Annotated in this window: 16 protein-coding genes and 2 pseudogenes; 8 read left to right on the top strand and 10 right to left on the bottom strand. The window is 60.7% G+C overall.

Features of this window, described 5'->3' with window-relative positions:
• Positions 1 to 61: 61 nt before the first annotated feature.
• Positions 62 to 982: a helix-turn-helix domain-containing protein gene (locus tag ABFY71_RS14960; RefSeq protein ID WP_347946787.1), complete on the bottom strand. Its 921-nt coding sequence runs from the start codon at positions 980 to 982 to the stop codon at positions 62 to 64.
• A 159-nt stretch (positions 983 to 1,141) separates the two neighbouring features.
• Between ABFY71_RS14960 and ABFY71_RS14955 the strand changes: the two are divergent.
• The 5 genes and pseudogenes from ABFY71_RS14955 to melA (ABFY71_RS14935) all read left to right on the top strand — a co-directional run bounded on the left by ABFY71_RS14955 (position 1,142) and on the right by melA (ABFY71_RS14935) (position 8,556).
• A pseudogene (locus ABFY71_RS14955) lies at positions 1,142 to 3,219 on the top strand (ABC transporter substrate-binding protein).
• A 69-nt stretch (positions 3,220 to 3,288) separates the two neighbouring features.
• Positions 3,289 to 4,299, top strand: coding sequence for an ABC transporter permease (locus ABFY71_RS14950; protein WP_347946786.1), 1,011 nt, complete (start codon positions 3,289 to 3,291; stop codon positions 4,297 to 4,299).
• Positions 4,300 to 4,355: 56 nt separating this feature from the next.
• A complete protein-coding gene (locus tag ABFY71_RS14945; RefSeq protein ID WP_347946800.1) occupies positions 4,356 to 5,489 on the top strand; it encodes an ABC transporter permease in 1,134 nt (377 codons plus the stop codon).
• An 11-nt stretch (positions 5,490 to 5,500) separates the two neighbouring features.
• Positions 5,501 to 7,171, top strand: a complete 1,671-nt coding sequence (locus ABFY71_RS14940) for an ABC transporter ATP-binding protein (protein WP_347946785.1) — start codon at positions 5,501 to 5,503, stop codon at positions 7,169 to 7,171.
• A gap of 17 nt (positions 7,172 to 7,188) precedes the next feature.
• Positions 7,189 to 8,556, top strand: a complete 1,368-nt coding sequence (gene melA, locus ABFY71_RS14935) for an alpha-glucosidase/alpha-galactosidase (protein ID WP_347946784.1) — start codon at positions 7,189 to 7,191, stop codon at positions 8,554 to 8,556.
• A gap of 73 nt (positions 8,557 to 8,629) precedes the next feature.
• On the opposite strand, the gene ABFY71_RS14930 is transcribed toward melA (ABFY71_RS14935), so the two are convergent.
• The gene (locus ABFY71_RS14930; protein WP_347946783.1) at positions 8,630 to 10,171 is read right to left on the bottom strand and encodes a tryptophan halogenase family protein; all 1,542 of its coding nucleotides are present in this window, start codon (positions 10,169 to 10,171) and stop codon (positions 8,630 to 8,632) included.
• A 159-nt stretch (positions 10,172 to 10,330) separates the two neighbouring features.
• Positions 10,331 to 11,785: an alpha-glucosidase/alpha-galactosidase gene (gene melA, locus ABFY71_RS14925; protein WP_347946782.1), complete on the bottom strand. Its 1,455-nt coding sequence runs from the start codon at positions 11,783 to 11,785 to the stop codon at positions 10,331 to 10,333.
• 104 nt (positions 11,786 to 11,889) lie between these two features.
• On the opposite strand from melA (ABFY71_RS14925), the gene ABFY71_RS14920 reads away from it, so the two are divergent.
• Positions 11,890 to 12,762: an AraC family transcriptional regulator gene (locus ABFY71_RS14920; RefSeq protein ID WP_347946781.1), complete on the top strand. Its 873-nt coding sequence runs from the start codon at positions 11,890 to 11,892 to the stop codon at positions 12,760 to 12,762.
• Between the two features lie 143 nt (positions 12,763 to 12,905).
• Here ABFY71_RS14920 and ABFY71_RS14915 read toward each other — a convergent pair whose 3' ends face one another.
• From ABFY71_RS14915 to dgoD, 7 genes and pseudogenes are all read right to left on the bottom strand, one after another.
• Positions 12,906 to 13,988, bottom strand: coding sequence for an ABC transporter ATP-binding protein (locus ABFY71_RS14915; RefSeq protein WP_347946780.1), 1,083 nt, complete (start codon positions 13,986 to 13,988; stop codon positions 12,906 to 12,908).
• 12 nt (positions 13,989 to 14,000) lie between these two features.
• Positions 14,001 to 14,876: a carbohydrate ABC transporter permease gene (locus ABFY71_RS14910; RefSeq protein ID WP_347946779.1), complete on the bottom strand. Its 876-nt coding sequence runs from the start codon at positions 14,874 to 14,876 to the stop codon at positions 14,001 to 14,003.
• Entirely contained in the window at positions 14,869 to 15,750 is an 882-nt protein-coding gene (locus ABFY71_RS14905; protein WP_305582711.1) for a carbohydrate ABC transporter permease, read from the bottom strand. Before ABFY71_RS14905 ends, ABFY71_RS14910 begins: the two co-directional genes overlap by 8 nt.
• A 112-nt stretch (positions 15,751 to 15,862) precedes the next feature.
• The gene (locus tag ABFY71_RS14900) at positions 15,863 to 17,155 is read right to left on the bottom strand and encodes an extracellular solute-binding protein (RefSeq protein WP_347946778.1); all 1,293 of its coding nucleotides are present in this window, start codon (positions 17,153 to 17,155) and stop codon (positions 15,863 to 15,865) included.
• A 99-nt stretch (positions 17,156 to 17,254) separates the two neighbouring features.
• Positions 17,255 to 17,893, bottom strand: a complete 639-nt coding sequence (locus tag ABFY71_RS14895) for a ThuA domain-containing protein (RefSeq protein WP_347946777.1) — start codon at positions 17,891 to 17,893, stop codon at positions 17,255 to 17,257.
• Positions 17,894 to 17,929: 36 nt separating this feature from the next.
• A pseudogene (locus tag ABFY71_RS14890) lies at positions 17,930 to 19,028 on the bottom strand (Gfo/Idh/MocA family protein).
• Positions 19,029 to 19,090: 62 nt separating this feature from the next.
• Positions 19,091 to 20,266: a galactonate dehydratase gene (dgoD, locus tag ABFY71_RS14885; RefSeq protein ID WP_347946776.1), complete on the bottom strand. Its 1,176-nt coding sequence runs from the start codon at positions 20,264 to 20,266 to the stop codon at positions 19,091 to 19,093.
• A 176-nt stretch (positions 20,267 to 20,442) separates the two neighbouring features.
• Between dgoD and ABFY71_RS14880 the strand changes: the two genes are divergently transcribed.
• Together ABFY71_RS14880 and ABFY71_RS14875 are read left to right on the top strand one after the other, a co-directional pair.
• A complete protein-coding gene (locus ABFY71_RS14880; RefSeq protein ID WP_305582707.1) occupies positions 20,443 to 21,219 on the top strand; it encodes a FadR/GntR family transcriptional regulator in 777 nt (258 codons plus the stop codon).
• 7 nt (positions 21,220 to 21,226) lie between these two features.
• Entirely contained in the window at positions 21,227 to 22,144 is a 918-nt protein-coding gene (locus tag ABFY71_RS14875) for a phosphotriesterase family protein (RefSeq protein ID WP_347946775.1), read from the top strand.
• Positions 22,145 to 22,572: the final 428 nt, after the last annotated feature.

Below are 22,572 nucleotides of genomic sequence, written 5' to 3'. Positions count from 1 at the left end.
TTCCCGACAACGAAAACAGTTGGTGCTGTGGACGGGTTGGGTTGTCGAGTGAGGTTTCAGATCAGGCGATCGTATCCTTGCGCATTTGGGTCGGTGTCATACCGTAGGCTTTGCGGAAATGCTCGTAGAACTGGGTCTGGCTGACAAAGCCAGCCTGGAACGAGACATTGGCGACCGACAAGCTGCCATCGAACAACAGCGAACGCGCCCGGATCAGTCGCATGCGTGTGACGAATTTCTGCACCGAGATATGCATCACCTTGGTGAACAGGTTGATGGCGTAGTTGGGGTGGAGCCCAACCACCTCGGCGATGCTTTGGGCGCTGAGCGGATCGGTGATGTTCTCTACGATATGGCGCACCATGCGCACAACATAGCGCACCGGGGAACCTGTCCGGGTACGAGCGCCCGTGCCTTCCACCCAGGCAGGCAAGAGGGTGTCCCAGCCGGTGATGGCAGCACGCCGGAACATGGTCGCGATCTCGGCGCGCACGATCTCGGTGCGCAGGACATTGCCGCTGCGGTAGTCCTGATGCCAGCGGTCCAGCGTTTCAAGACCGATACAATCTGAATTGAGCTGTATGACCCCTCCTCCCATCAGTATCTCTGTCAGACGCCCCAGCTGGGGCATCTCCAGAAAGGCGTCCATAGGCAGATAGATGTTGAGTTGGCGACCTTGGGCACTGTCAGGGCTCAAGCCAATCGTCTGGTGAGGAATACCAGCCCAGAATGCAACCAGACGTCCCGCTTCGACCGAAACTGGCCCGCCGTCAAAGTCGTAATCCATTCTGCCCTGGGTCAGCCAGTTGAACTCGATATGCCCATGGGTATGGGCATAAGGCATGATCTGTGGCGTGAACGAACGCATGCCAAAGCGCCCAAACGCCTTGCCCGAAGAATAGAAGTTGCGATCAGGTCGCGGCGTGGGGCGCGGCGCTGGTTCACGCCTTGTTGGCGTACCTGACGCATTTTCCGCAGTCATGCTTATCCTTAGAGTTCTTAGGAAACCGGAACAAGTCTCTACTATTCCGGATTGTTTCACCGCTGGCAAGGCGTACGCTTGTGGTCTGAGCACGGGAAGAAGTCGGCAGGGAGTGGCCGGCGCGGGCAATCAATGCCAACCGCTGCCATGGGAGGTTTTATGAGAAAGCACGCAATGGCCCTTGGTGGGGCTGGTTTGATGCTGGGCGTATCGCTGCTGGCGGTGCAGGCTCAGGAACTGACGGGCGAACTGCCCGATCCGCCCGCATTCGCCGCGCAGAGCGAGCCGAACTTCGTCAGCATTTCCGAGATCATGGAATACAAGGCGCTGCCGGAATATCACGAGCCCGATTGGGTCACCTCGAAATATGTCGATGCCGGCACCTTGCCGCCCGTGGCCGAGCGCCTGCCCGAGGAACCGCTGGTTTTCAAGACCGCCAACATGCCCGACGGCATGGGTGTCTATGGCGACACCCTGCGCCACGTCATCGGCGGCCGGCCCGAAGGCTGGAATTATATCGGCGGCCAGTCGCAGGGCTGGGGCGCATCGATATCGGCTTGTCTGAATGCCTCACACGCACGGGCCCGCTCTTCATGGTCAAGGCCGATGAGCTCGAGCCCATGCCCAATCTGGCCAAAAGCTGGGAATGGTCGGAAGACGGCCATGAACTCACCATGCACCTGATCGAAGGCGCCAAATGGTCAGACGGCGACCCCTTCGATTCCGAGGACGTGATGTTCTACTGGGAGGACAACGTCCAGGACTCCAATGTCAGCGCCGTACCCTCAGGAACCGGTACGCCGGAGCGCTTCGGCGTGGACACCACGCTTGAAGCGATCGACGCCTACACCATCAAGTGGACCTTCAAGGAAGCGTTCCCCACCCAATACCTCTACGCCATGGCCTATGACTCGTTCTGCCCGGGACCGAGCCATATCCTCAAGCCCGAGCATCCCAAATACAACGCCGACAACAGCTATGACGACTACAAGAATGCCTTTCCGCCCGAATTCATGAACATGCCGGTAATGGGCGCCTGGGTCCCCGTGGAATACCGCCCGGACGACATTATCGCCATGCGCCGCAATCCCTACTACTGGAAGGTCGACGAGGCCGGCAATCAGCTGCCCTATCTCAACGAGCTGCACTATCGCCTCAGCACCTGGGCCGATCGTGACGTGCAGGCCGTCGCCGGTTCGGGCGACTTCTCCAACCTCGAGCAGGCCGAAAGCTATGTCGAAGCATTGCGCCGCTCGGCAGAAGAGACCGCTCCGGCCCGCCTGCAGTTCGGCGCCCGCACCATCGGCTATGCCCTGCGCATGAACCTCTCGGCCAATGGCTGGGGTGAACCCGATGCCCGCGAGCAGGCCATCCGCGAACTCAACCGTAACCTCGACTTCCGCAAGGCTATCTCGATCGCCATCGATCGGCAGCGCCTCGGCGAGTCGCTCGTCCGCGGTCCGTTCACCGCCATCTATCCCGGCGGCCTCTATGCCGGCACGACCTATTACGACAAGGCCTCGACCGTGCACTATCCACACGACCTCGAAGCCGCCAACACCCTGCTCGACGGGCTCGGCCTCGCCGATACCGACGGCAATGGCATCCGCAACCTGCCCGATGGCGGCGGTGACGTCGAAATCACCCTGCTCGCCAATACCGACTACGGCACCGATACCAATCTGGCCGAAGGTGTCATTGCCCAGATGGAGCCACTAGGCATCCGCGTGATCGCCAGCTTCCAGGCGGGCACGGCCCGTGACGACAAGTCTCAATCCGGTCAGTTTGACTGGGCTGTGGAACGCCAGGGCGCCGAGATGGTCTCGGTGGTTCAGGGCACGACGATGCTGGCCCCGACGGGTCCCCGGACCCACCCGTTCCACAAGGCCGGTACGGATGGCACTGTCGATCTGCTGCCGTTTGAGCAGGAGCTGGTCGATACCGTCAACGCCTTCATCGCCACCAGCGACAATGCCGAACGGGCCGACCTGATGAAGCAATATCAACGCATCTTCACCGAGAACGTTTATTCCGTCGGTCTGACGCAATATCCGGGCGCGCTGATCGTCAACAAGCGCTTCGCCAACATCCCTGAAGGCGCGCCGATCTTCATGTTCAACTGGGCCGAGGACAACATCATCCGCGAGCGTGTCTTCGTGCCCGCCGACGCCCAGGGCGACTTCGAGCTGCATCCAGAGATGCTGCCCGGCGCACCCGGCTCAGCCGGTCCCATGTGACCTGAAGCCGGCATGAACCCTGGCAGGGGGAGCCATCCCCCTGCCCACGAATCGAAAGGCTTGCGGCCCATGCTCCGATTTCTGACCTTGCGCGTCCTGGGCGCCATCCCCCTGCTGATCCTGCTTAGCGTCGTGACCTTCGCCATCATCCAGGCGCCACCGGGCGACTATGGCGACTATATCCGCGCCATGGCCGTCAACCAGGGCGGCGCCACCTTTGAGCAGGCCGACATCCAGGCCGAGCGCTACCGCGAAGCCAATGGGCTCAACGATCCCATGGTGGTGCAGTATTTCCGCTGGATTACCGGCATCGTCACGCGCTTTGATTTTGGCCATTCGCTCTATTACAACAAGCCGGTCGGCAATGTCGTCGCCGAGCGCCTGCCTGCGACCATCGCCCTGGCGCTGACCTGCCATATCCTGGCCTCGGTGCTGGGCATTGGCCTGGGCATCATTGCCGCGACCCGCCAGTACAGCTGGGTCGATACCACGCTGGGCATCATCTCCTTTCTGGGCATGACCATCCCCCGCTTCCTGCTGGCCATCGTCATCCTGTACTTCCTCGTCTTCCGGCTCAATGTCTCGGAAGTGGGCATGTTCTTTTCGGCCAGGTATGGCGGGGCGCCGTGGAGCTGGGACAAATTCGTCAACCTGCTCCAGCACATCTGGCCGGTCATCTTCATCGCGACCTTTGGCGGCCTCGCCTACAATATGCGCGTCATGCGGGCCAATCTGCTCGATGTGCTCAACAGCCAATATGTCGAGACCGCCCGGGCCAAGGGCCTGCCTGAATCGGCGGTGATCATGAAGCATGCCGTCCCCAATGCGCTGCACCCGCTGGTTGCCTATCAGGGTGTCGTGCTGCCCTATATGCTGACCGGCGAAATCGAGGTCGCCATCGTCTTCGGCCTCGCCACTGTCGGCCCTGCCATTGTCGGCTCCATGGGTGTGGGCGATGTGTTCGTCACCGCCACCTTCATGCTCGTGCTGGCCGTCACCCTGATCATCGGCAATATCATTTCGGACATGCTGCTGGTGGCGCTCGACCCCCGCGTCCGTCTCGGCGGAGGCAGCGAATGAACAAGAACGACACCCACTCCGCCATTCCCCTGCCAACCGACGTCAGCAGCGGTCCGATGCCGACGCCGGCCGAAGAGGCCGATATCGCGCCATCGCCCGTGCTGACCCGCTACGGCAGCGGCAATGAAACCTATGCGCTGCTGGTCTGGCGCCGCTTCCGGCGCTCGCCCATGGGCATGATCGGGCTGGTCCTGGTCGTACTGATGCTGGTCGTGTCGGTCTTCGCCGATTTTTTTGCGCCCATGGATCCCAAACAAGCAAATCTGCCTTTCGCGCCGCCGGACGTTATTGCCTTCGAGGATCCCGACGGCAATTTCAGCCTGATCCCCTATGTTTATCCCATTGGCGATACCGGCGAGTTCGATCCCGTCACCTTCCAGCCCCTCACCGGTCTCATCAAGGATGATCCGACGCCTACCGGCTTTTTCGTCACCGGCCACAGCTATTATCTGTTCTGGTTCATCCCGGCTAATATCCACTTCTTTGGGTCCGTGGACGGTCGACCGATCCAACTGCTGGGGACCGACAAGTTCGGCCGCGACATCCTCTCGCGCGGTATTATCGGTTCGCGCATTTCGCTGATGATCGCTCTGGCCGTGGTGACGCTGACGACTATCGTCGGCACCCTGGTCGGCATCACCTCTGGCTATATCGGCGGCCGTCTGGACAGCTGGGTGCAGCGCTTCGTCGATTTCGTCCTCGCCTTCCCGCAATTGCCGCTCTACCTGGCCCTCACCTCGCTGATCCCGGTGACGGCGCCGTCCAATGTGTTCCTCAGCTTCGTCATCTTCGTCATGGCGGTACTGGGCTGGGCCCAGCTCAGCCGGGAAGTCCGTTCCAAGACCCTGTCCTTGGCGCGCATCGACTATGTCCGCGCCGCCATTGCCGTCGGCGCCACCGACAGCCGCATCATCACAAGGCACATCCTGCCCAATGTGCTCAGCCACATCATCGTCTCGATCACCCTGGCCATACCCTCCGTGGTGCTGCTGGAAAGCTTCCTGGGTTTCCTCGGCTTTGCCGTTAAGCCGCCGCTGATCTCCTGGGGCCTGATGCTGCAGGATACCGGCACCTTTTCGGTCATCGGCTCCTATCCCTGGATCCTGAGTCCCGTCATCTTCGTGCTGGTCACCGTCTTCGCCTTCAACGCGCTGGGCGACGGTCTGCGCGACGCCATCGACCCCTATTGAGGAGCAGGCTCATGAACGAACCAAGCTACACGCCTGTTTCCGATACCCGCCATGACCTGGGCAGCCATGGTCGCGAACTGATCCTCGACGCCCGCCATATCGGTGTGGATTTCAAGGTCGAGGGCGGCACCGTCAATGCCGTGCGCGACGTCTCATTCCAGCTGCACAAGGGCGAGACGATCGCGCTGGTGGGTGAAAGCGGCTCGGGCAAATCGGTGACCGCCCGGACGCTGATGAGGCTTTTGACCAAGCGGGCAACCATCCTGCCGGAGACGCAGATCACTCTGTCAGGCAAGAATATCGTCACCATGGGCGACCGCGACATGCGCAAGCTGCGCGGCAACGATGTGGCGATGATCTTCCAGGAGCCGATGAGCTCCCTCAACCCGGTCTATACCATCGGCCAGCAGCTTTGCGAGGTGCTGCACCTGCACAACCGCATGAGCCGCAAGGAGGCCATGACCAAGTCAGAAGCGCTGCTCGAGGAAGTGCAGATCCCCGAGCCCCGGGCGCGGCTGAACAACTATCCGCACCAACTCTCCGGCGGCCAGCGCCAGCGCGTGATGATCGCCATGGCCCTGGCCAACCGCCCCGACGTGCTGATCGCCGACGAGCCGACCACCGCGCTCGACGTCACGGTACAGGCCCAGATCCTCAACCTGATCAAGGACCTCAAGGACAAATACGGCATGGCGGTGATCCTGATCACCCATGACCTGACCATCGTCCGCCAGTTCTCAGAATATGTCTATGTGATGCAGAACGGCCGGGTGCAGGAGCACAACGCCACCGAGGCGCTGTTTGCCGATCCCCAGCACGCCTATACCAAACACCTGCTGGCATCCGAGCCCAAGGGCACCGCTTTGCCGCTGGGTGAAGGCGCCCATGAAACGGTGCTGGAGGGCAAGGAAGTCAAGGTCAGCTTCACGCTGAAGCGCGGCGGCTTCTTCAAGCCTGATTTCTTCGAGCTCAATGCCGTCGACAATCTCGACATCAAACTGATGCGCAACGAGACACTGGGCATTGTGGGGGAATCGGGGTCTGGCAAGACCACCTTCGGCCAGGCGCTGATCCGGCTGATCGGCAATCAGGGGGGGCAGATATTCTTTGATGGCGAGCCGATCCACGACAAGGACCGCAACGCCATGCGGCCCTTGCGGTCCCGCATGCAGATCGTCTTCCAGGACCCGTTTTCCAGCCTCAATCCGCGCATGTCGATCCGCCAGATCATCGAGGAAGGTCTGATCGTCAACCAGATCGGGGTCAACCGTGCCGAACGCGGCGACCGGGTGCGCCAGGCCCTGATTGATGCCGGCATGCCCGACACCATCCTCAATCGCTTTCCCCATGAGTTCTCCGGTGGCCAGCGCCAGCGCATCGCCATTGCCCGCGCCATTGCGCTGGAGCCCGAATTCATCCTGCTCGACGAGCCCACCTCGGCGCTTGACCTCTCGGTCCAGGCCCAGATCATCGATCTGCTGCGCAAGTTGCAGGACGAAAAGGGCCTGAGCTATCTCTTCATTAGCCACGACCTCAAAGTTGTTCGTGCCCTCTGCCATCGCGTCATGGTGATGCAGCATGGCAAAATTGTCGAACAGGGGCCCGTGGCCGACGTTCTCACAAACCCTCAAACCGAATATGCAGCCCGGCTTGTCCGCGCCGCATTCGACATTGCCGCCTAACGCTCGGAGCATTCCAAATGGCCAATCCAAAGATCACATTTATCGGCGCCGGTTCGGCGGTGTTCATGAAGAACATCGTCGGTGATATCCTGCAGCGCCCCGCATTAGGGGGCGCCACCGTCCGTTTGATGGACATCAACCCCACACGGCTCGAAGAGAGCGAAATCATTGCCAAAAAGCTGATCGCCACTCTGGGCGTATCCGCAAAGGTCGAGACTTTTTCCGACCAGCGCCAGGCGCTCGACGGCACCAATTTCGTCGTCGTGTGCTTCCAGATCGGCGGCTATGAGCCATCGACCGTGATCGATTTCGAGGTGCCCAAAAAGTACAACCTGCGCCAGACCATCGCCGACACACTGGGCGTTGGCGGTATCATGCGCGGCCTGCGTACCGTGCCGCATCTGTGGAGCATCTGCGAGGACATGCTGCAGGTCGCGCCCGATGCGATCATGCTGCAATACGTCAACCCGATGGCCATCAACACCTGGGCCATTGCCGAAAAATACCCCACCATCAAGCAGGTCGGCCTGTGCCACTCGGTGCAGGGCACGGCCATGGAACTGGCCCATGACCTCGACATCCCGTACGAGGACATCCGCTATCGTTCGGCCGGCATCAACCACATGGCCTTCTATCTCAAATTCGAGCACCGCCAGGCCGACGGCTCCTACAAGGACCTCTATCCCGAGCTGCACCGCGCCTATGCCGAAGGCCGTGCCCCCAAGCCGACCTGGAATCCGCGCTGCCCCAACAAGGTGCGCTACGAAATGCTCAAGCGGCTGGGCTACTTCGTCACCGAAAGCAGCGAGCACTTTGCCGAATACACGCCCTATTTCATCAAGGAAGGGCGCGAGGACCTGATCGAGAAATTCGGCATTCCGCTCGACGAATACCCCAAGCGCTGCGTCGAGCAGATCGCCAACTGGAAGAAGACCTCCGAGGACTATCGCAAGGCCGACCGGATCGAAGTGGCCCAGTCCAGGGAATATGCCTCCTCCATCGTCAACTCGGTCTGGACGGGCGAGCCATCGGTGATCTACGGCAATCTGCGCAATAATGGTGTGATCACCAGCCTGCCCAACAATGCCGCGGTGGAAGTACCGTGCCTGGTCGACGATAACGGCATCCAGCCCACCTATATCGGCGAGCTGCCGCCCCAGCTGACGGCGCTGATGCGCACCAATATCAATGTGCAGGAGCTGACGGTGCGCGCCATGATGGAAGAGAACCGCGAGCACATCTATCACGCCGCCATGATGGACCCACACACCGCGGCCGAGCTTGATCTGGAGCAGATCTGGAACGTCGTTGATGATCTGATCGAAGCCCACGGCACCTGGTTGCCGGAATGGACGCGAGGCTCTCGCAAGCAGCGCGTCGCTTAACAGCGGCGCAATCTCCTCCCCTGCTGCCAGCGACAACCCCGGTGCCCAAGCATCGGGGTTGTCGCTTGGGGGCTCACCCCATCTCCTGCACCAGTTGCAGAAATTCGGCATGCCCCAGCGCCTGGTCGGCGGCAGCGCGATATTCCCTGACCAGGCTCTCAAAGGTCTCCTGGGCAAAGCGGCGCAGTTTTGGATCTCGCTCCATTTCCCGCCGCGCCACTGCCTGGTCGAGCAGGCCAAGGCCGTTCAGCACCGGATAGTAAAGCTGGGTTTCGATGTGCGGCAGGCCCCCGAGATAGCCCGCAAAATGTTCTGCGCGCGGCATTTCCTGTTGCCAGCGGGCCAGACGATGTCGGGCTTCGGGATGAATGCGATTGGCCTGCACTTCGCGCCAGAACGGCGTGTCGTCGCGCTCGGTAACGTAATGAGTATTGACGAAGGTCCGGAAGTCATCGACTTGCCGGCCAACGCGGCCATTATAGTCACTTCGATCCTTGTCGGTCATCTCTGCAGGCGCTTTGAGATAGTGCTGCGCGAACAGCATCATTTGCACGATCGTGCCATGGATCGAGGTGGATTCGAGGGGTTCGAGAAAGCTCGAACTCAACCCGACCGCAAGGCAATTGCTGATCCAGGCGTTTTCCAACCGGCCGATCTGAAACTCGATATCGCCGCGCACGTCAATTTCACGACCGAGCACGCGCTCGACCTCTTGCTTGGCCTGCTCAGGCGTGGAGAATTCGTCGGAATAGACATAGCCACAGCCAAACCGTGTCCGCGTCGGAATTTGCCACATCCACCCCGCGCTTTGCGCCCAGGCCAGGGTATAATTGGGCAGCTCTTGGCCGGGTTTGACATCCAGCCAGAACGGCATCGCCCGATTGACCGGCAATTCATGGGCATAGGATTTCCAGGGCGCCGCGAGTTCCTTGCCGATGATCTGCTTGCGAAAGCCCGTTGCATCAATGAAAAAATCGCCATGCAGACGAGAGTTGTCGTCCAGCACAAGCGCCGTAATGTCCCCGGTTTCGCCATCGCGCTCGACGCCGGCAACGGTTGCGTCGACGATCTCGACACCCTTTGATTTTGAGGCAAAGAACTTGCCCACCAGCACCTGATCGAAATGGAATGCGTGGTGAAATGGCCCCAGCGGGATCAGCGAGCCGTCGGCCTTGCGCGCATAGGGCGCCTTTTTCTGCTCCAGCAATGGCTGGAACATGTGCATTTCCTGCACGGCGCGGCCGGCAGCGACGGCATAGACATTGAGATAGTCCGAAGGCGCCCCTGGTGGCGGCTGCACCACCTGGTGGGGATCATCAATCGGCCCATAATAGGTATGGCCCTTGCGACGCCAGTCCTGATGGCGGATGCCTAACTTGAATGACGCATCGGTCTTTCGGAAAAATTCGAACTCATCGATGCCAAATTGCTTGAGCAGTACCCTGAAGGCGGCCGTGGTTGCCTCACCCACCCCGACGGTGGGGATTTTGGACGATTCCACCACCGAAATTCTGGCAGCGATACCCTTGCGACGGACACTGTCCTGAATAATGAAGGCGGCAATCCACCCCGCTGTACCGCCGCCTACAACCACGAAATGCGCCGGTTTTGTCATCGCGTATCCTCCCGAGGGAAAGTTAGGCGGTCAGCTTGGCGCCAGCAAGCGAAGGTGGATGTTGGCAGCCAATATCTCTGAATTCCGGAGCAGGTCGTTCAAAAACGATGCGGGCGCCCCGATTGGGACGCCCCGGTGCTTAAGGAGCACAAATAAACCCTAGTGATGCCCACCGACCACTTCGCGCAATTCTTCGACCGAGCGCACCTGTTTGCGGGCAGCTCCCTGCCAATCGCGGGTCTTGACCGTAGACTTGGCCATGCGCGCCTTGGCGCCAGGTATGGCGTCAACAAATTGGGGCAGCCACTGGGCCTGGGCGACCACCATTTCATCGACCATGGCCCAGACTTCGTCGGGTGTGCAGATGGCGCCAACCAGTGGATCGTGCAGCACGGCCAGCTTGAGCGTGTCGATGTTGCCGGTCATGGCGGCTTCCACTGACAGGCGCTGTACCGAGACCGATACCGAACAGGTGGCGGCGCAGGCTGTTGGCAAGGTGATGCCCTCGATCATGTTGATGCCGAAGCGATCGACATAGCCGGGGCTTTCGATGATCGCATCGTCTGGCAGATTGGTGATGATACCATTGTTGCGGCGGTTGAAATGACCGCGATAGACCCGCCCGGTTTCCATGGCCTCGATGATGTGGCTGGCGTGCTCGCTGGTCCGCTTGTGCTCACTCAGGGGCTTGTTCGCCTGCTCCTTGAACATCGGGAAATCGGTCTCGAACCAGTTACGACGCTCGGTGGAGTAGCGCAGATAGCCGCCGGTTTCGCCGTGGATCCAGTCGCTCATGTCGATCCAGCGATTGATCTCGTCGGGACGCTTGCGATACCAGGGCAGGTATTCGCTCAAATGCCCGTTGGACTCGGTGGAATAGACCCCGAAGCGCTTGAGCACGTCGATGCGCACCTTCTCCTGCTTGGAATAGACCGGGTGTGCCTCAAAGCCGGCGATCAACTCGTCGGCTTCGATCTTGCGACCCTTGGCGCGGATATCGATATACCAGGTCTGGTGGTTGATGCCGGAACAGACATAGTCGAGCTCGTCATCACGAACGCCCAGCACATTGGCGATCTGGCTGGCGCCGTGCTGCACACCGTGGCACAGGCCCACGACATTGACCCCGCCATACATCTCGGCCGCCCAGGTATTCATCGCCATGGGGTTGGCGTAATTGAGAAACAGCGCACCCGGCTCGGCTACTTCCCTGATGTCCTTGCAGAAATCAAGGATTACCGGGATGTTGCGTTGGCCATAGAGAATGCCACCCGCGCAGATCGTATCGCCCACGCACTGGTCAACGCCGTATTTGAGCGGAATGGAAATGTCGGTCGAAAACGCTTCCAGCCCGCCAACCCGCACACAGCTCATGATGTAACGCGCACCGGTAATGGCGGCCCGACGATCGGTCGTCGCGGTGACCTTGGCCGGCAGACTATTGACCGAGACAATGGTCTCGATGACCTGTTTGACCATATCGAGGTTGTGCGGATTGATGTCGGTCAGCGCAAACTCGCAATCGACAAACTCGGGCACCTTGAGCAGGTCCGAAATAAGCGTCTTGGTGAAGCCGATAGAGCCGGCACCGATGACGGTAACTTTGAATGACATGGGATCCGATCCGATACGACAGGTTAGAAGAATTTACTCCCATATTGGTAGCGTTGACGAGCAGATGAGTGATAGAGAAAGCTTGTGCGCTAGAGGGTAATTTTGTGCTCAGTCAACTCATCGACCATGGTCACAAGGTGCGCGGGCTCAACCTGCCCAGAAGCGCTGCGCCGCTGCACTGCATGGCCATTGGCGCCGGCTACGAACAGCGCATCAATGAAGTCTATTCCTGGGATGGCCAGCAACGCGGCGATGCGCCCTTTATTGTCATTCAGCACACGCTGGAGGGCGAAGGCCGACTTGACTATGCCGGCACCCAGTTTCGGTTGACGCCGGGTCAGACCATGGTGCTCAGCCTGCCGCATGCGCATCGCTACTGGCTTGAGCGGGGCCAGCACTGGCAATATTTCTGGATGGTCCTCAATGGCCGCGAGGCGCTGCGGCTGGCGCGCGAGATCATTGACGCCGCGGGCCCTGTTTCCACCTTGCCCGCGGCGGTGATCGACCGGCTTGCCGCGGCTTGCCTGACCTTGATCGACCGCCGCGACATCACCCCCGGCGAGGCCTCCAGCGCCACCTATGCGGCCATGGCTGCGCTGCATGATGGCGTTTTTGTCGCCAATACGGCCCCGGCTCAGGCGCTGCCGGCGGCCATTGCCCGCGTCGTGAGCCATATCGAGGCCAATCTGGCGCGGCCCTTGCAGGTCGAGCGCCTGGCCATGATCGCGGAAATGAGCCGCGCGCACTTTGTGCGCCAGTTCAGCCACGCCACTGGCAGCGCACCGTCAGATTTTGTGCTGGCCCGCCGCATTGACCGCATTGAGCGCCTGCTGCTGGCTACCGATATGAGCGTTGTCGCCATCGCCGCAGCAACCGGATTTGCAGAGGCCAATTACCTCGCCAAGACTTTCCGTCGGCGTCGGGGCATGACCCCATTGGCCTATCGAGCCGCACAAAGGCTGGCCCCAGCGGTGTGACGTGCCGCGATCATCGCCGAGCGCAAGATAGATCAGGCTAAAACAATAAACTCTCATCGTGTCCTGTCGGCTAAGGCCGCGCCGCTCGAAGCATCAATCCAGATGGACAATCCCGAAAGCAGCCGTAGTGTTTCCGACAGGCATCATGCTCTCAGGTGGGCGTTCTCGCTGATACGTTGACCACTCGCGGCATCGAAGACGTATACCTGGCGCGGCGTAGTGAAGAGCGTCAGTTCATCGCCAGGACTGACATTGTCGTCGCCGCTTACTGTCACGACAATCGGCTGGCCTGCTATGGACACCGTCACAAAGGTCTGTCCGCCGGTCGGCTCGATTGTACTGATCCGCCCGGTGAGACTGCTTCCCTGGCCGGTTCGTAGAAAGTGTTCCGGTCGAACACCCACCGTGACCGATTGTCCTTCGGTTGATTTTCCCGCTCCCTCGAAGACAAAAGCCTCCCCAGATGCCGTTCTCGCGGTTCCGTTGACGATCGTTGCATCAAACAAGTTCATCGCCGGCGAGCCGATAAACCCTGCCACGAAAGTGTTGGCGGGCTCACGGTAGAGCTGCATCGGGGAACCGGACTGCTGGATCACTCCCCGGTTCAGTACGACGACCCGGTCTGCCAGCGTCATGGCCTCGACCTGATCGTGTGTGACGTAGACCGAGGTGACACCGACCTTGTTGTGCAACTGCTTGATCTCGGATCGCATCTGGACACGCAGCTTGGCATCCAAATTGGACAGCGGTTCGTCGAACAGGAACACGGAAGGATTGCGGACGACCGCCCGGCCCATGGCCACGCGCTGGCGCTGCCCGCCCGAGAGCTGGCTCGGCTTGCGCTCCAGCAAGGGCCCGAGCTCCAGCATGGTGGCCGCTGCCTGCACCCGCCTGTCGATCTCGTCCCGGGGCTTGCCGGCGAGTTCAAGGTTGAAGGCCATGTTGCGGTAGACGCTCATGTGCGGGTAGAGCGCGTAGCTCTGGAACACCATGGCGATGTTGCGTTCCTTGGGCGTAAGGTCATTGACCACTTCGCTGCCGATGACGATCTCGCCCCCACTGATGTCTTCGAGCCCTGCTATCATCCGCAGGATGGTAGACTTGCCGCACCCCGAAGGCCCTACCAGGGCGACGAACTCACCGTCTGCCACGGTAAGGCTGACGCCTTCGATAACCGAAACGGCACCGTAGCTCTTGGCGATATTCCGCAGCTCAAGACCGGCCATGCAGGGCTCCCATTATTTTACGGCGCCGGCGGTGAGGCCGGCAATGATATGCTTTTGCGCAGCAAAGAAGACGATGACGGTGGGCGCAATGGTCAGGGTGATGAAGGCCAGGATCAGCTGCCAATCGGTGCTGAACTCGCCGCGATAGACCATGATGCCGAGCGGCCAGGGATATTTGGATTCCGAGTTCAGCATGATCAGCGGCAGGATGTAGCTGTTCCAGCTGCCGACAAAGGTGATGATGCCCACCGTGGCAATGATGGGCCGGCTGAGCGGCAGGGTGATGTGCCAGAAAAAGCGGAAATAGCCGGCGCCATCGACAAAGGCGGCGTCGAACAGTTCGGACGGCATGCCGCGGAAATAGTTTCGGAACAGCAGAATACTCATGCCCAGGCCAAAGGCGACCTGGGGCAGCACGACGCCCCAATAGGTATCGAGCAGGCCCAGATCGCGGATGCGGATGAAAAGCGGCAGGATGGCCGTGGCGGCGGGGAACATCAGCCCGATCAGAAAATAGTTGAGCAGGTGATCCGAGCCGAAAAAGCGGACATGGGCGAAGACGAAGGCGGCCATGGCGGCCAGGGTCAGCACGAGAAAGACAGTGAGCCCGGCGATCAGCAGGGAATTGCCCATTTGCAGCCAGTAGCGCTGGCTGAACAGGATATCGGTATAGTTCGAGACCATCCAGGTCTGCGGCAGGCCGAAGGCATTGCCGCGCAGGTCGCCCAGGGTCTTGAAGCCGCCCAAAGCGGTGGTGAGCAGCGGCACAAGGACCACCGCGGCGACGATAAGCAGGGCCGCATAGAGATAGGTCTTGGTCTTGATGCCGAGACTGCGGCCGCTGGAGGGGGCGATGGCGGCGTCGATGGGGGTGGCGGTGTCAGTCATTTTTCATGAATACCCGCTTGTAGCTGAAGGCCAGGGTGACGCAGATGATGAAGAGCACCACGCCGACGGCGGAGCCGAAGCCGACCTGCATGCGCATGACGCCGAAGCTGTAGAGGAAGGTGACGAGGGTCTGGGTGGAGTTGGACGGGCCGCCCCCGGTCAGCGGCATGATCATGTCGAACAGCTGCAGTGACCCGACGACGGCGAAAAACACCGATAGACGCACCGTGGAGCCCAGCAGCGGCAGGGTAACACGGGTGAATTTCTGCCAGCCGGTGGCGCCGTCGATATCGGCGGCCTCAAGCACGCTCTTGTCGATGGCCTGCAGGCCGGCAATGAACAGCATCATGTGGAAGCCGAAATATTTCCAGACGATGACGGCCAGCACCGCATAGAAGGCCACGTCCTTGTCGGCCAGCCAGAAGGGCGGGGCCTGGCCGAAAAAGCGCGCGACATTGGCGACGAGGCCGAATTCGCCATCATAGACGAAGCGCCAGATCATGCCCGCGGCGACATCGGCCAGCACATAGGGCAGAAAGAAGATCAGCCGGAAAACCAGCGCGCCCTTGATATGCTTGGTGACCATGGTGGCCAGCCAGAGGGCCAGCGGGATCTGAATGCAGATCGAGACGACGATGATGAGGCCGTTATTGACCAGGGCATTGCGAAAGGCGCTCTGACGGAAGATCAACTCGTAATTCTTCCAGCCGACCCATTGGTCGGGCAGACCGTAACCATTCCAATTGAAGAAGGAATACCAGGCCGCCTCCCCCATTGGCAGGATGACGAAGAGGGTGAACAGCAGCAGAGCGGGCGGCAGGAACAGTACGATGACGGGCCATTTGCCCCGATTGCCAACGCCGCGTCGGCGCATGCGTGTTTTGCCGGTGGGCAGGCTCAATGCGGATGAAGCAAGCTGGCTCATGAGACACGTCCTTCACGCCGGAGACAAGGACGGGCGGCCCAATCCGGACCGCCCGCCACGCTTACATCTCCATGGAGAAGGCGTCCTGGATCTGCTGCAGCGCCTCTTCAGGCGTCACGCCGCCCGAGACCAGTTCGACCGACATGTCATTGACCACGCGCCCGACATTGGGACCGAGATCCTGATCGAGATAGTTCTGGTGCCAGGTGGCCTTGGCCATCTGGGCGGCACTATCGGCCAGGCTGGGATCCTTGACGCTGGCGTCCGAACCCAGGGCGGTCGGCAGAGTGCTGTTGCGCTCGGCCAGCACGCTGGCATTCTCGATGGTCAGGAAGTGGATGAAATCCTCGGTTTCGGGCGGGGCGTTGGTGGTCACGACCCAGCCATTGAGACCGCCGAAATCGTCGGTGATCAGGCCGGCGCCACCCTCGACCACGGGGAAGGCAAAGCGGCCGATATTGTCGGAGGCCAGACCCTTGCCATCGGTGGCGGCATTGGCCTGGTTCGATGGCGTTGCCGTATTTTCAAAGGCCAGCATCATGGCCGCCCGGCCGTCGGCGAAGACGGCCTGGGTATCGGGCCAGCTGGCGCCGAGATAGCCATCCTGGAAGGGCTCTAGCGCCCCCAGATCGGCCAGCTTCTGGCTGGCGCGCAGGAAGCCCTCGCCCTGGAAGCCTTCACCGGCCTTGGCGGCGGCAAAGCCATCCTGGCCCAGTTCGCGCATGGCCAGGTAGCTCCAGAAGAAGTGGATCGGCCACTTGTCGCCGCCACCGCCAGCGATCGGGGTAATGCCGGCTTCCTTCAGCGCGCTCACCGCGCCCAGATACTCATCCCAGGTGGTAATGGCCGTGGCGTCGACGCCGGCCTCCTCGAACAGGGCCTTATTGTAGAAGAACGAGACCAGGCCCGATTGCTGGGGCCCGGCCCAGACCTTGCCATCGATGGACAGGCCATCGACCGCCGCCGGGCTGACGGCATTGCGCCAGGCGCCGCCATCGGCATCCATGGCTGCCGTCAGATCGCGAATAGCGCCGGTTTCGGACTGCGCCTTGAGCACGCCGCCGCCCCAGGTATAGAACATCGAGGGCGCTTCGTTGGACTGCAGCAGGGTGGGCAGCTTGGCCTTGAAGGCCTCGTTTTCCAGGAACTGGAACTCGATGGTGACGTCGGGATTGGCCTCCTCGTAGGCGGCGGCAATGTCCTCCCAGGTCGCGAGGCGATCGGGATTGGCCTCCAGATGCAGCCATTTAATGGTGGTTTGGGCGTTTGCGGGAACGATGGCGGTGAGCATGGCCACCGTGCCGAGGGCAAAAAGCGCCCGCTGCCGCGCAAGGCGGCCAAAAATTCCAGACATGTGCATTCTCCTCCCAGGGTCTACGCCCCGTAACGAAAATCTGCGTCCTTGAGGAACGTAAGTCAAGTCTAAATCATACGTAAAGATCGAGGCCGACTGCTACCGTGCTGCCCAGTTCATGCCACGCCGCAGGATGGTGCTCATCTGCGGTACCGCGAACTCGCTGGCGACATGGCCGAGCGACGAATAGAAGACCCTCCCGGTTCCGTGTCGACGCTTCCACACGACGGGCATGACGACACCATCGATCCAGGAAGCGTGCTCTGCGGTGAAGGTGGTCGTCGCCAGCACTTCATTGCTGGGGTCGACGTGCATGTAATATTGCTCCGAGCGGTAGGGGAAACTCTCGATCCCCGCCATCACCGGATCATCGGGCCGTGTGACATCGACCTGGTAGTCAATGATGCCGGGATGGGCCACCCACTGGCCACCGACCATGAACTGATAGTCCACGGCCTCGCGAAAGGCATCGCCCATCCCGCCATGATAGCCAGCCAGCCCCACGCCACCCCGAACAGCCGCTTCCAGATTGCTGACCTCGTCCTTTTCGATCTTGCTCATGGTGAAGATGGGCACAATCAGGCTGTAGTTCCTGATGGCAGGATCGGCGAAAGCCCGGGTCGTGTTCTCGAGGCGGACGTCGAAACCATCCTCCTGGAGGAAGGCACGGATGATCTCCGCACCCTGGCGCGGCTCATGGCCTTCCCAGCCTCCCCAAACGATAAGTGCCTGGCGCATGTGTTTTCCTGTTGCTGTAAGGCGCGAGCGGCGCGGTTAGGTCAATTGGCCGTTCGACAGGGATGTCGAGAGTGGCGCCGGCCGATCGACTGTGGTGGTCATGGTGACGGCCGCGCCCGTTTCTTGCGATGTGCCGAACGCTTCCATGACCTCGAGGACGTGCAAGGCGAGTTGGCCATTGCAGCGATGGGCCCGCCCGCTGACGAGCGCCGCCGCCATATCGGCTAGCCCGATCGAGCGGAAGTTGCCGTCCCAATAAGGATGGTCAGTCGGAACGTTCGTCCACTCTCCGCCCTTTTCAAGCAGTTCGACCTGACCGCCGAAATGGTTCGGGTCAGGAACGATCAGCGAACCGTCCGTCCCGTAGATCTCGAGCGGCAGATGCTTGTGGCCGGCCACGTCGAAGCTCATGCTCATTTGCACGACGGCGCCGCTGGCGAAAATCAGCGTGCCGGCGACATGGGTCGGAACATGAACCGGAATGATCTCGCCGGCCCGCTCCTTGGCCGTAATGGTGCGGGTAGAGCGCAGCATGGTCGCAACGCCGAGCACTTGTTTGACCGGGCCCAGAAGATTGACCAGATCGGTGATGTAATACGGCCCCATGTCCAGCATGGGGCCGCCACCCTGATCATAGTAGAATGCTGGATTGGGATGCCAACGCTCGTGGCCCGGACACATGAAGTATGCGGTTCCGCCAACGATCTGTCCGAGCACGCCGCTGTCCACTGCATGACGAGCAGTCTGGTGGGAGCCACCGAGACAGGTGTCTGGTGCGGACCCGACGCGGACGCCCTTTGCAGATGCCGCCTCGACCAATCGCTTTCCTTCCGGGAAGGTCACGCCGAGCGGTTTTTTCTGAATAGACGTGCTTGCCCGCATCGACTGCCCGCAGGCCAACCTCCACGTGAGCGCGTGGAATCGTCAGGTTGAGAATGATGTCGACCGAGGGGTCGGAGAAAATGTCGTCGATGGCGACATCCCGCAGGCCGAACTCGGCAGCCCTTGCTTTGGCAGCTTCAGGGTTGAGATCGGCTACTGCCCGGATGTCGAGCACGGGAAAATTCTGGGCGGCTTTCAGGTACGCGGCCGAGATGTTGCCCAGGCCGACGATACCTATTCCGATTTTGTGCATGATAAATCCATTCGAACTTGAATATGGTCAGTGCTCCGGATGGCCCCGGAGTTGAAACATGGCTACCAGTTGGCGATGCGGCCATCGGGCAGGATCGCGTCGAGTGCTGGAATGATTTCGGGCGCATAGGGGTGTCGAGATGCCGCTCGCTCGTCGATTTCGATGCCCAGTCCGGGCGCTTCCGGGATTGACCAGCAACCGTCCGTCAGACCGAACAGGTCGTTCTGGCAGATCTCACCGAACCAGGGTGCCAGGCCTACGGCTTCTTCCTGGATGACAAAGTTCGGCGTGGCCGCGGCAAATTGCAGGGAAACGGCTCCCGCTATCGGCCCCATTGGATTGTGCGGCATGATCCCCATCGACGCGGCCTCGGCGATCGCAGCGATCCTGCGGCCACCGCTTATTCCGCCGCAATGGGCCAGATCGGGTTGCACATAGGTGACCGCTCGTAACCTGGCGAGTTCGGCATATTCCTGAATTGTCAGGAGCCGCTCGCCGGTGGCCAAGGGGCAGTCGACCATGCGCGACAGCTGCGCGAGACCTTCCGCGTCGCCCGGCTGGATAGGCTCCTCGACGAACATGGGCCGGATCGGGGCTATGACGTCGATGAACGCCTTGGCGGCATGCACGGAATCGGGCCGGCCATGGAAATCGGTCATGATGTCCACTGTCGTGCCGACCCGTTCCCGAATGGCATTGGACAGCTTTTCGACATGCCGTACGGCAGGCAGCGGCGCGTCGTATCCCGAGTATGGGACCAAGCCGAGCTTGACCGCTGAATACCCCAGCTCGACGGTTTCCTGAACGGCATCGCAAAACGCGCTGATGTCACGGTGGTCGACCAACCGGTCCTGACGGGCCTGCAATAGATGGGTATAGACGCGAACGCGATCACGGACCCGTCCGCCCAACAACTGCCAGACTGGAACGCCCAGTGCTTTCCCCTTGATGTCCCAGAGCGCCTGTTCGATACCCGAGAGCGCAGTCAGCCCGATTGACCCCAGTGGCCAGAAACTGAACCGGCGCATCTTCTGGACGATGTGTTCGATGCGGTGCGGGTCCTCGCCGATGACGAAGCCGCTGAGATCATCGACAGCACCCGAGACGGCCTTGGTCTTCCACTCCAGTGTCGCTTCACCCCAGCCGTGCAGGCCGTCCTGGTCCGTCAGGACCTTGACGAAGATCCAGTTGCGATGGATGGCGTTGACGACGAGTGTTTCGATGGCGGTGATTTTCATCTCGAAGCCGGATTTCCGGCCCGAGACATTCCGCTCGGGCCTGTTGACCCTTTCGGCTTGGCAAGCATCTATGCAAAGTTCTCCCTGCACCGTCACGTTCGACTGGACTGATCAGTGCAGGTAGAGACATTGCATGTCTTTACATCATATGTAAGAACCAAAATGAGATCTGTCGGATGTTGATTGCCCAGACAAGAACCCTGCAGTTACCGGTCATGCCGGGTGACGCACTGCCGAACGGGGCAGCTAAACGGGCGGTAGACATCCTTGGAAGAAGGATCGCAAACGACGCCTACCTCCCGGGGCAAACGATGCCGACAGAGCCTGAGCTGGCCGAATCCCTCGAAGTCAGCCGAGCCACCGTCCGCGATGCCATTAAGGTCCTGTCGGGAAAAGGGTTGGTGCGGACAGCGCGGCGCTACGGCACCCGGGTCCGAGCCGTCGAGGAGTGGAACCTGCTCGATGCGGATGTGGTTTCGTGGCACGAACATGGGCACCCCCGCCTGGCGGTCATGTTCGCCGAAACTACCGAGTTGCGCATCATACTGGAACCTGCCGCAGCGGCACTAGCGGCCGAACGGGCAACGGCCGATCAGATCGACACCATTCTCGAGGCCGCCCTGGCGTTGCATCCGGAGCAGGACGACGTGCAGGCCATGTTTGCCGCCGACTGCCGTTTCCACGCCACGATTCTTGACGCCACCGGCAACGGCATGCTGCGTCAGATGCGACAGCTTTTCGTTACCATGCTGCGCATATCCTATGAGTTCAGCGTCCTGGAACGCGTCACCGAGCCGGTCTCCAAGGAAGGTCATATCCGCGTCGCGCAGGCTATCAAATCCCGGAACGGCGCTCTGGCGCATGCGGAAATGGCGAAGATGCTGGAATTGAATCGGCGAGATGCCATTCGGATTGGTCCGGCCCTCCAGAACATTCATTCACACCAAACCTGAGGCTTCAATGCGCTATCTCTATACCACCTTGGGCAAGTTGCCGGCGGACCGTTTGGGCATGATCCTCCCGCACGAGCATGTGTTCGTGGATCTCAGGACGCCGGACCAGCCGGGGTACGCCGAAGCAGAAACGGAAAGCGTCGTCTCCCTGATGGTCCCTCAGATCGAGGCAATCAAGGCCCTCGGCGTCACCGCGCTGGTGGAGTGCTCTACTGGTGGCGTGGGCCGCCGGGCGGATCTCGATCTGGCGGTCAGCATCGCAGCCAATTTTCCTATTGTGGTGCCGACCGGGATTTACCGGGAGCCCTGGATCCCGGCGTGGGTTCGTGATGCCAGCCAAGAGGCATTGTACCAGTGGATGGTAGACGAGCTCGATACAGAGATCGAGGCGACAGGCTTTCGAGCCGGATGGATCAAGATCAGCGCCGGGGATGACGGCATTACGCCTCTGGAGACCAGAATTCTACGAGCAGCAACCCAAGCTTCGAAAAAGACTGGAGCCCTGATCGGCAGCCACACCATCCGCGGGTCTGTTGTCATGGACCAGCTCGATATCATAGAAGAAGAGGGCGGTTCGCCGGAACGCTTCTTGTCAATCCACACTCATGCCGAGCCAGATTTTGCCTTGCACAAAGCTATCGCGGCTCGTGGAGCTTGGATCGAGTATGACAACATCGGCGCCGTTCCTGTCGAGGAGAGCGCCGCGCTGATTATGCGCGCGCTCGACGCAGGGCTGGGCAATCACTTGCTGGTAAGCCACGACCGTGGATGGTACGATCCAGCTCAGCCAAACGGCGGTGTGCCTAAGCCGTATACCGTGGTGAATACGGAACTGCTGCCCCTGTTGAAGCGCTCAGGTGTTACTTCTGATACCGTCGTACAGTTGTTCCACAAGAACCCGTTCGCAGCCTTTTCACGGTCGTGACAAAAATGCGCTTGGCAAACCAATAAGCCAACGTGATTGGATCTGCAGCTCACAGCTTGGAGATAGTCTGATCTATCGCTCTAACCCGAACCTCTGTTGGAAGTCCGGGCAGGCAGATCCAGCGGCCGCTTACCAGTACTGGGAACCGAGAGATGCCCGTCGGGGCGCCATGAGCCCGCTCACACTCACTGTGACAGCCATCGAGAGCGTCGATGTTGACTGAGGCCGCTTCAGAAAGACCAGATCCAGTCCGCAGAAACGGCGCTGCCACTGACACCGCGGCAATCTCCAGCAAATGGACGTCGGCGAAGAACCCAGGTCGGCGGGCAAGACTTCCTGGGCCACCTTTCGGTCGTGATCGACAGCCAGCAATCCTATCTGTCCGCAGAAAATAGGATTATGCGTTCGTCGCACCAAAATCCGACAAC

The organism is Devosia alba, assembly GCF_039938915.1.
GTDB classification, from domain to species: domain Bacteria; phylum Pseudomonadota; class Alphaproteobacteria; order Rhizobiales; family Devosiaceae; genus Devosia; species Devosia alba.
This window is presented reverse-complemented; position numbering and strand designations above follow the sequence as displayed.

What these genes read in the sequence shown, in the direction of transcription:
- ABFY71_RS14895 (WP_347946777.1), bottom strand. Translation starts at nt 17,893, where the DNA reads ATGCGCCAGGCACTTATCGTTTGGGGAGGCTGGGAAGGCCATGAGCCG.
- ABFY71_RS14950 (WP_347946786.1), top strand. Translation starts at nt 3,289, where the DNA reads ATGCTCCGATTTCTGACCTTGCGCGTCCTGGGCGCCATCCCCCTGCTG.
- ABFY71_RS14880 (WP_305582707.1), top strand. Translation starts at nt 20,443, where the DNA reads ATGTTGATTGCCCAGACAAGAACCCTGCAGTTACCGGTCATGCCGGGT.
- melA (WP_347946784.1), top strand. Translation starts at nt 7,189, where the DNA reads ATGGCCAATCCAAAGATCACATTTATCGGCGCCGGTTCGGCGGTGTTC.
- ABFY71_RS14900 (WP_347946778.1), bottom strand. Translation starts at nt 17,155, where the DNA reads ATGTCTGGAATTTTTGGCCGCCTTGCGCGGCAGCGGGCGCTTTTTGCC.
- ABFY71_RS14875 (WP_347946775.1), top strand. Translation starts at nt 21,227, where the DNA reads ATGCGCTATCTCTATACCACCTTGGGCAAGTTGCCGGCGGACCGTTTG.
- ABFY71_RS14940 (WP_347946785.1), top strand. Translation starts at nt 5,501, where the DNA reads ATGAACGAACCAAGCTACACGCCTGTTTCCGATACCCGCCATGACCTG.
- ABFY71_RS14945 (WP_347946800.1), top strand. Translation starts at nt 4,356, where the DNA reads ATGCCGACGCCGGCCGAAGAGGCCGATATCGCGCCATCGCCCGTGCTG.
- ABFY71_RS14960 (WP_347946787.1), bottom strand. Translation starts at nt 982, where the DNA reads ATGACTGCGGAAAATGCGTCAGGTACGCCAACAAGGCGTGAACCAGCG.
- ABFY71_RS14910 (WP_347946779.1), bottom strand. Translation starts at nt 14,876, where the DNA reads ATGACTGACACCGCCACCCCCATCGACGCCGCCATCGCCCCCTCCAGC.
- ABFY71_RS14930 (WP_347946783.1), bottom strand. Translation starts at nt 10,171, where the DNA reads ATGACAAAACCGGCGCATTTCGTGGTTGTAGGCGGCGGTACAGCGGGG.
- melA (WP_347946782.1), bottom strand. Translation starts at nt 11,785, where the DNA reads ATGTCATTCAAAGTTACCGTCATCGGTGCCGGCTCTATCGGCTTCACC.
- ABFY71_RS14905 (WP_305582711.1), bottom strand. Translation starts at nt 15,750, where the DNA reads ATGCGCCGACGCGGCGTTGGCAATCGGGGCAAATGGCCCGTCATCGTA.
- ABFY71_RS14915 (WP_347946780.1), bottom strand. Translation starts at nt 13,988, where the DNA reads ATGGCCGGTCTTGAGCTGCGGAATATCGCCAAGAGCTACGGTGCCGTT.
- dgoD (WP_347946776.1), bottom strand. Translation starts at nt 20,266, where the DNA reads ATGAAAATCACCGCCATCGAAACACTCGTCGTCAACGCCATCCATCGC.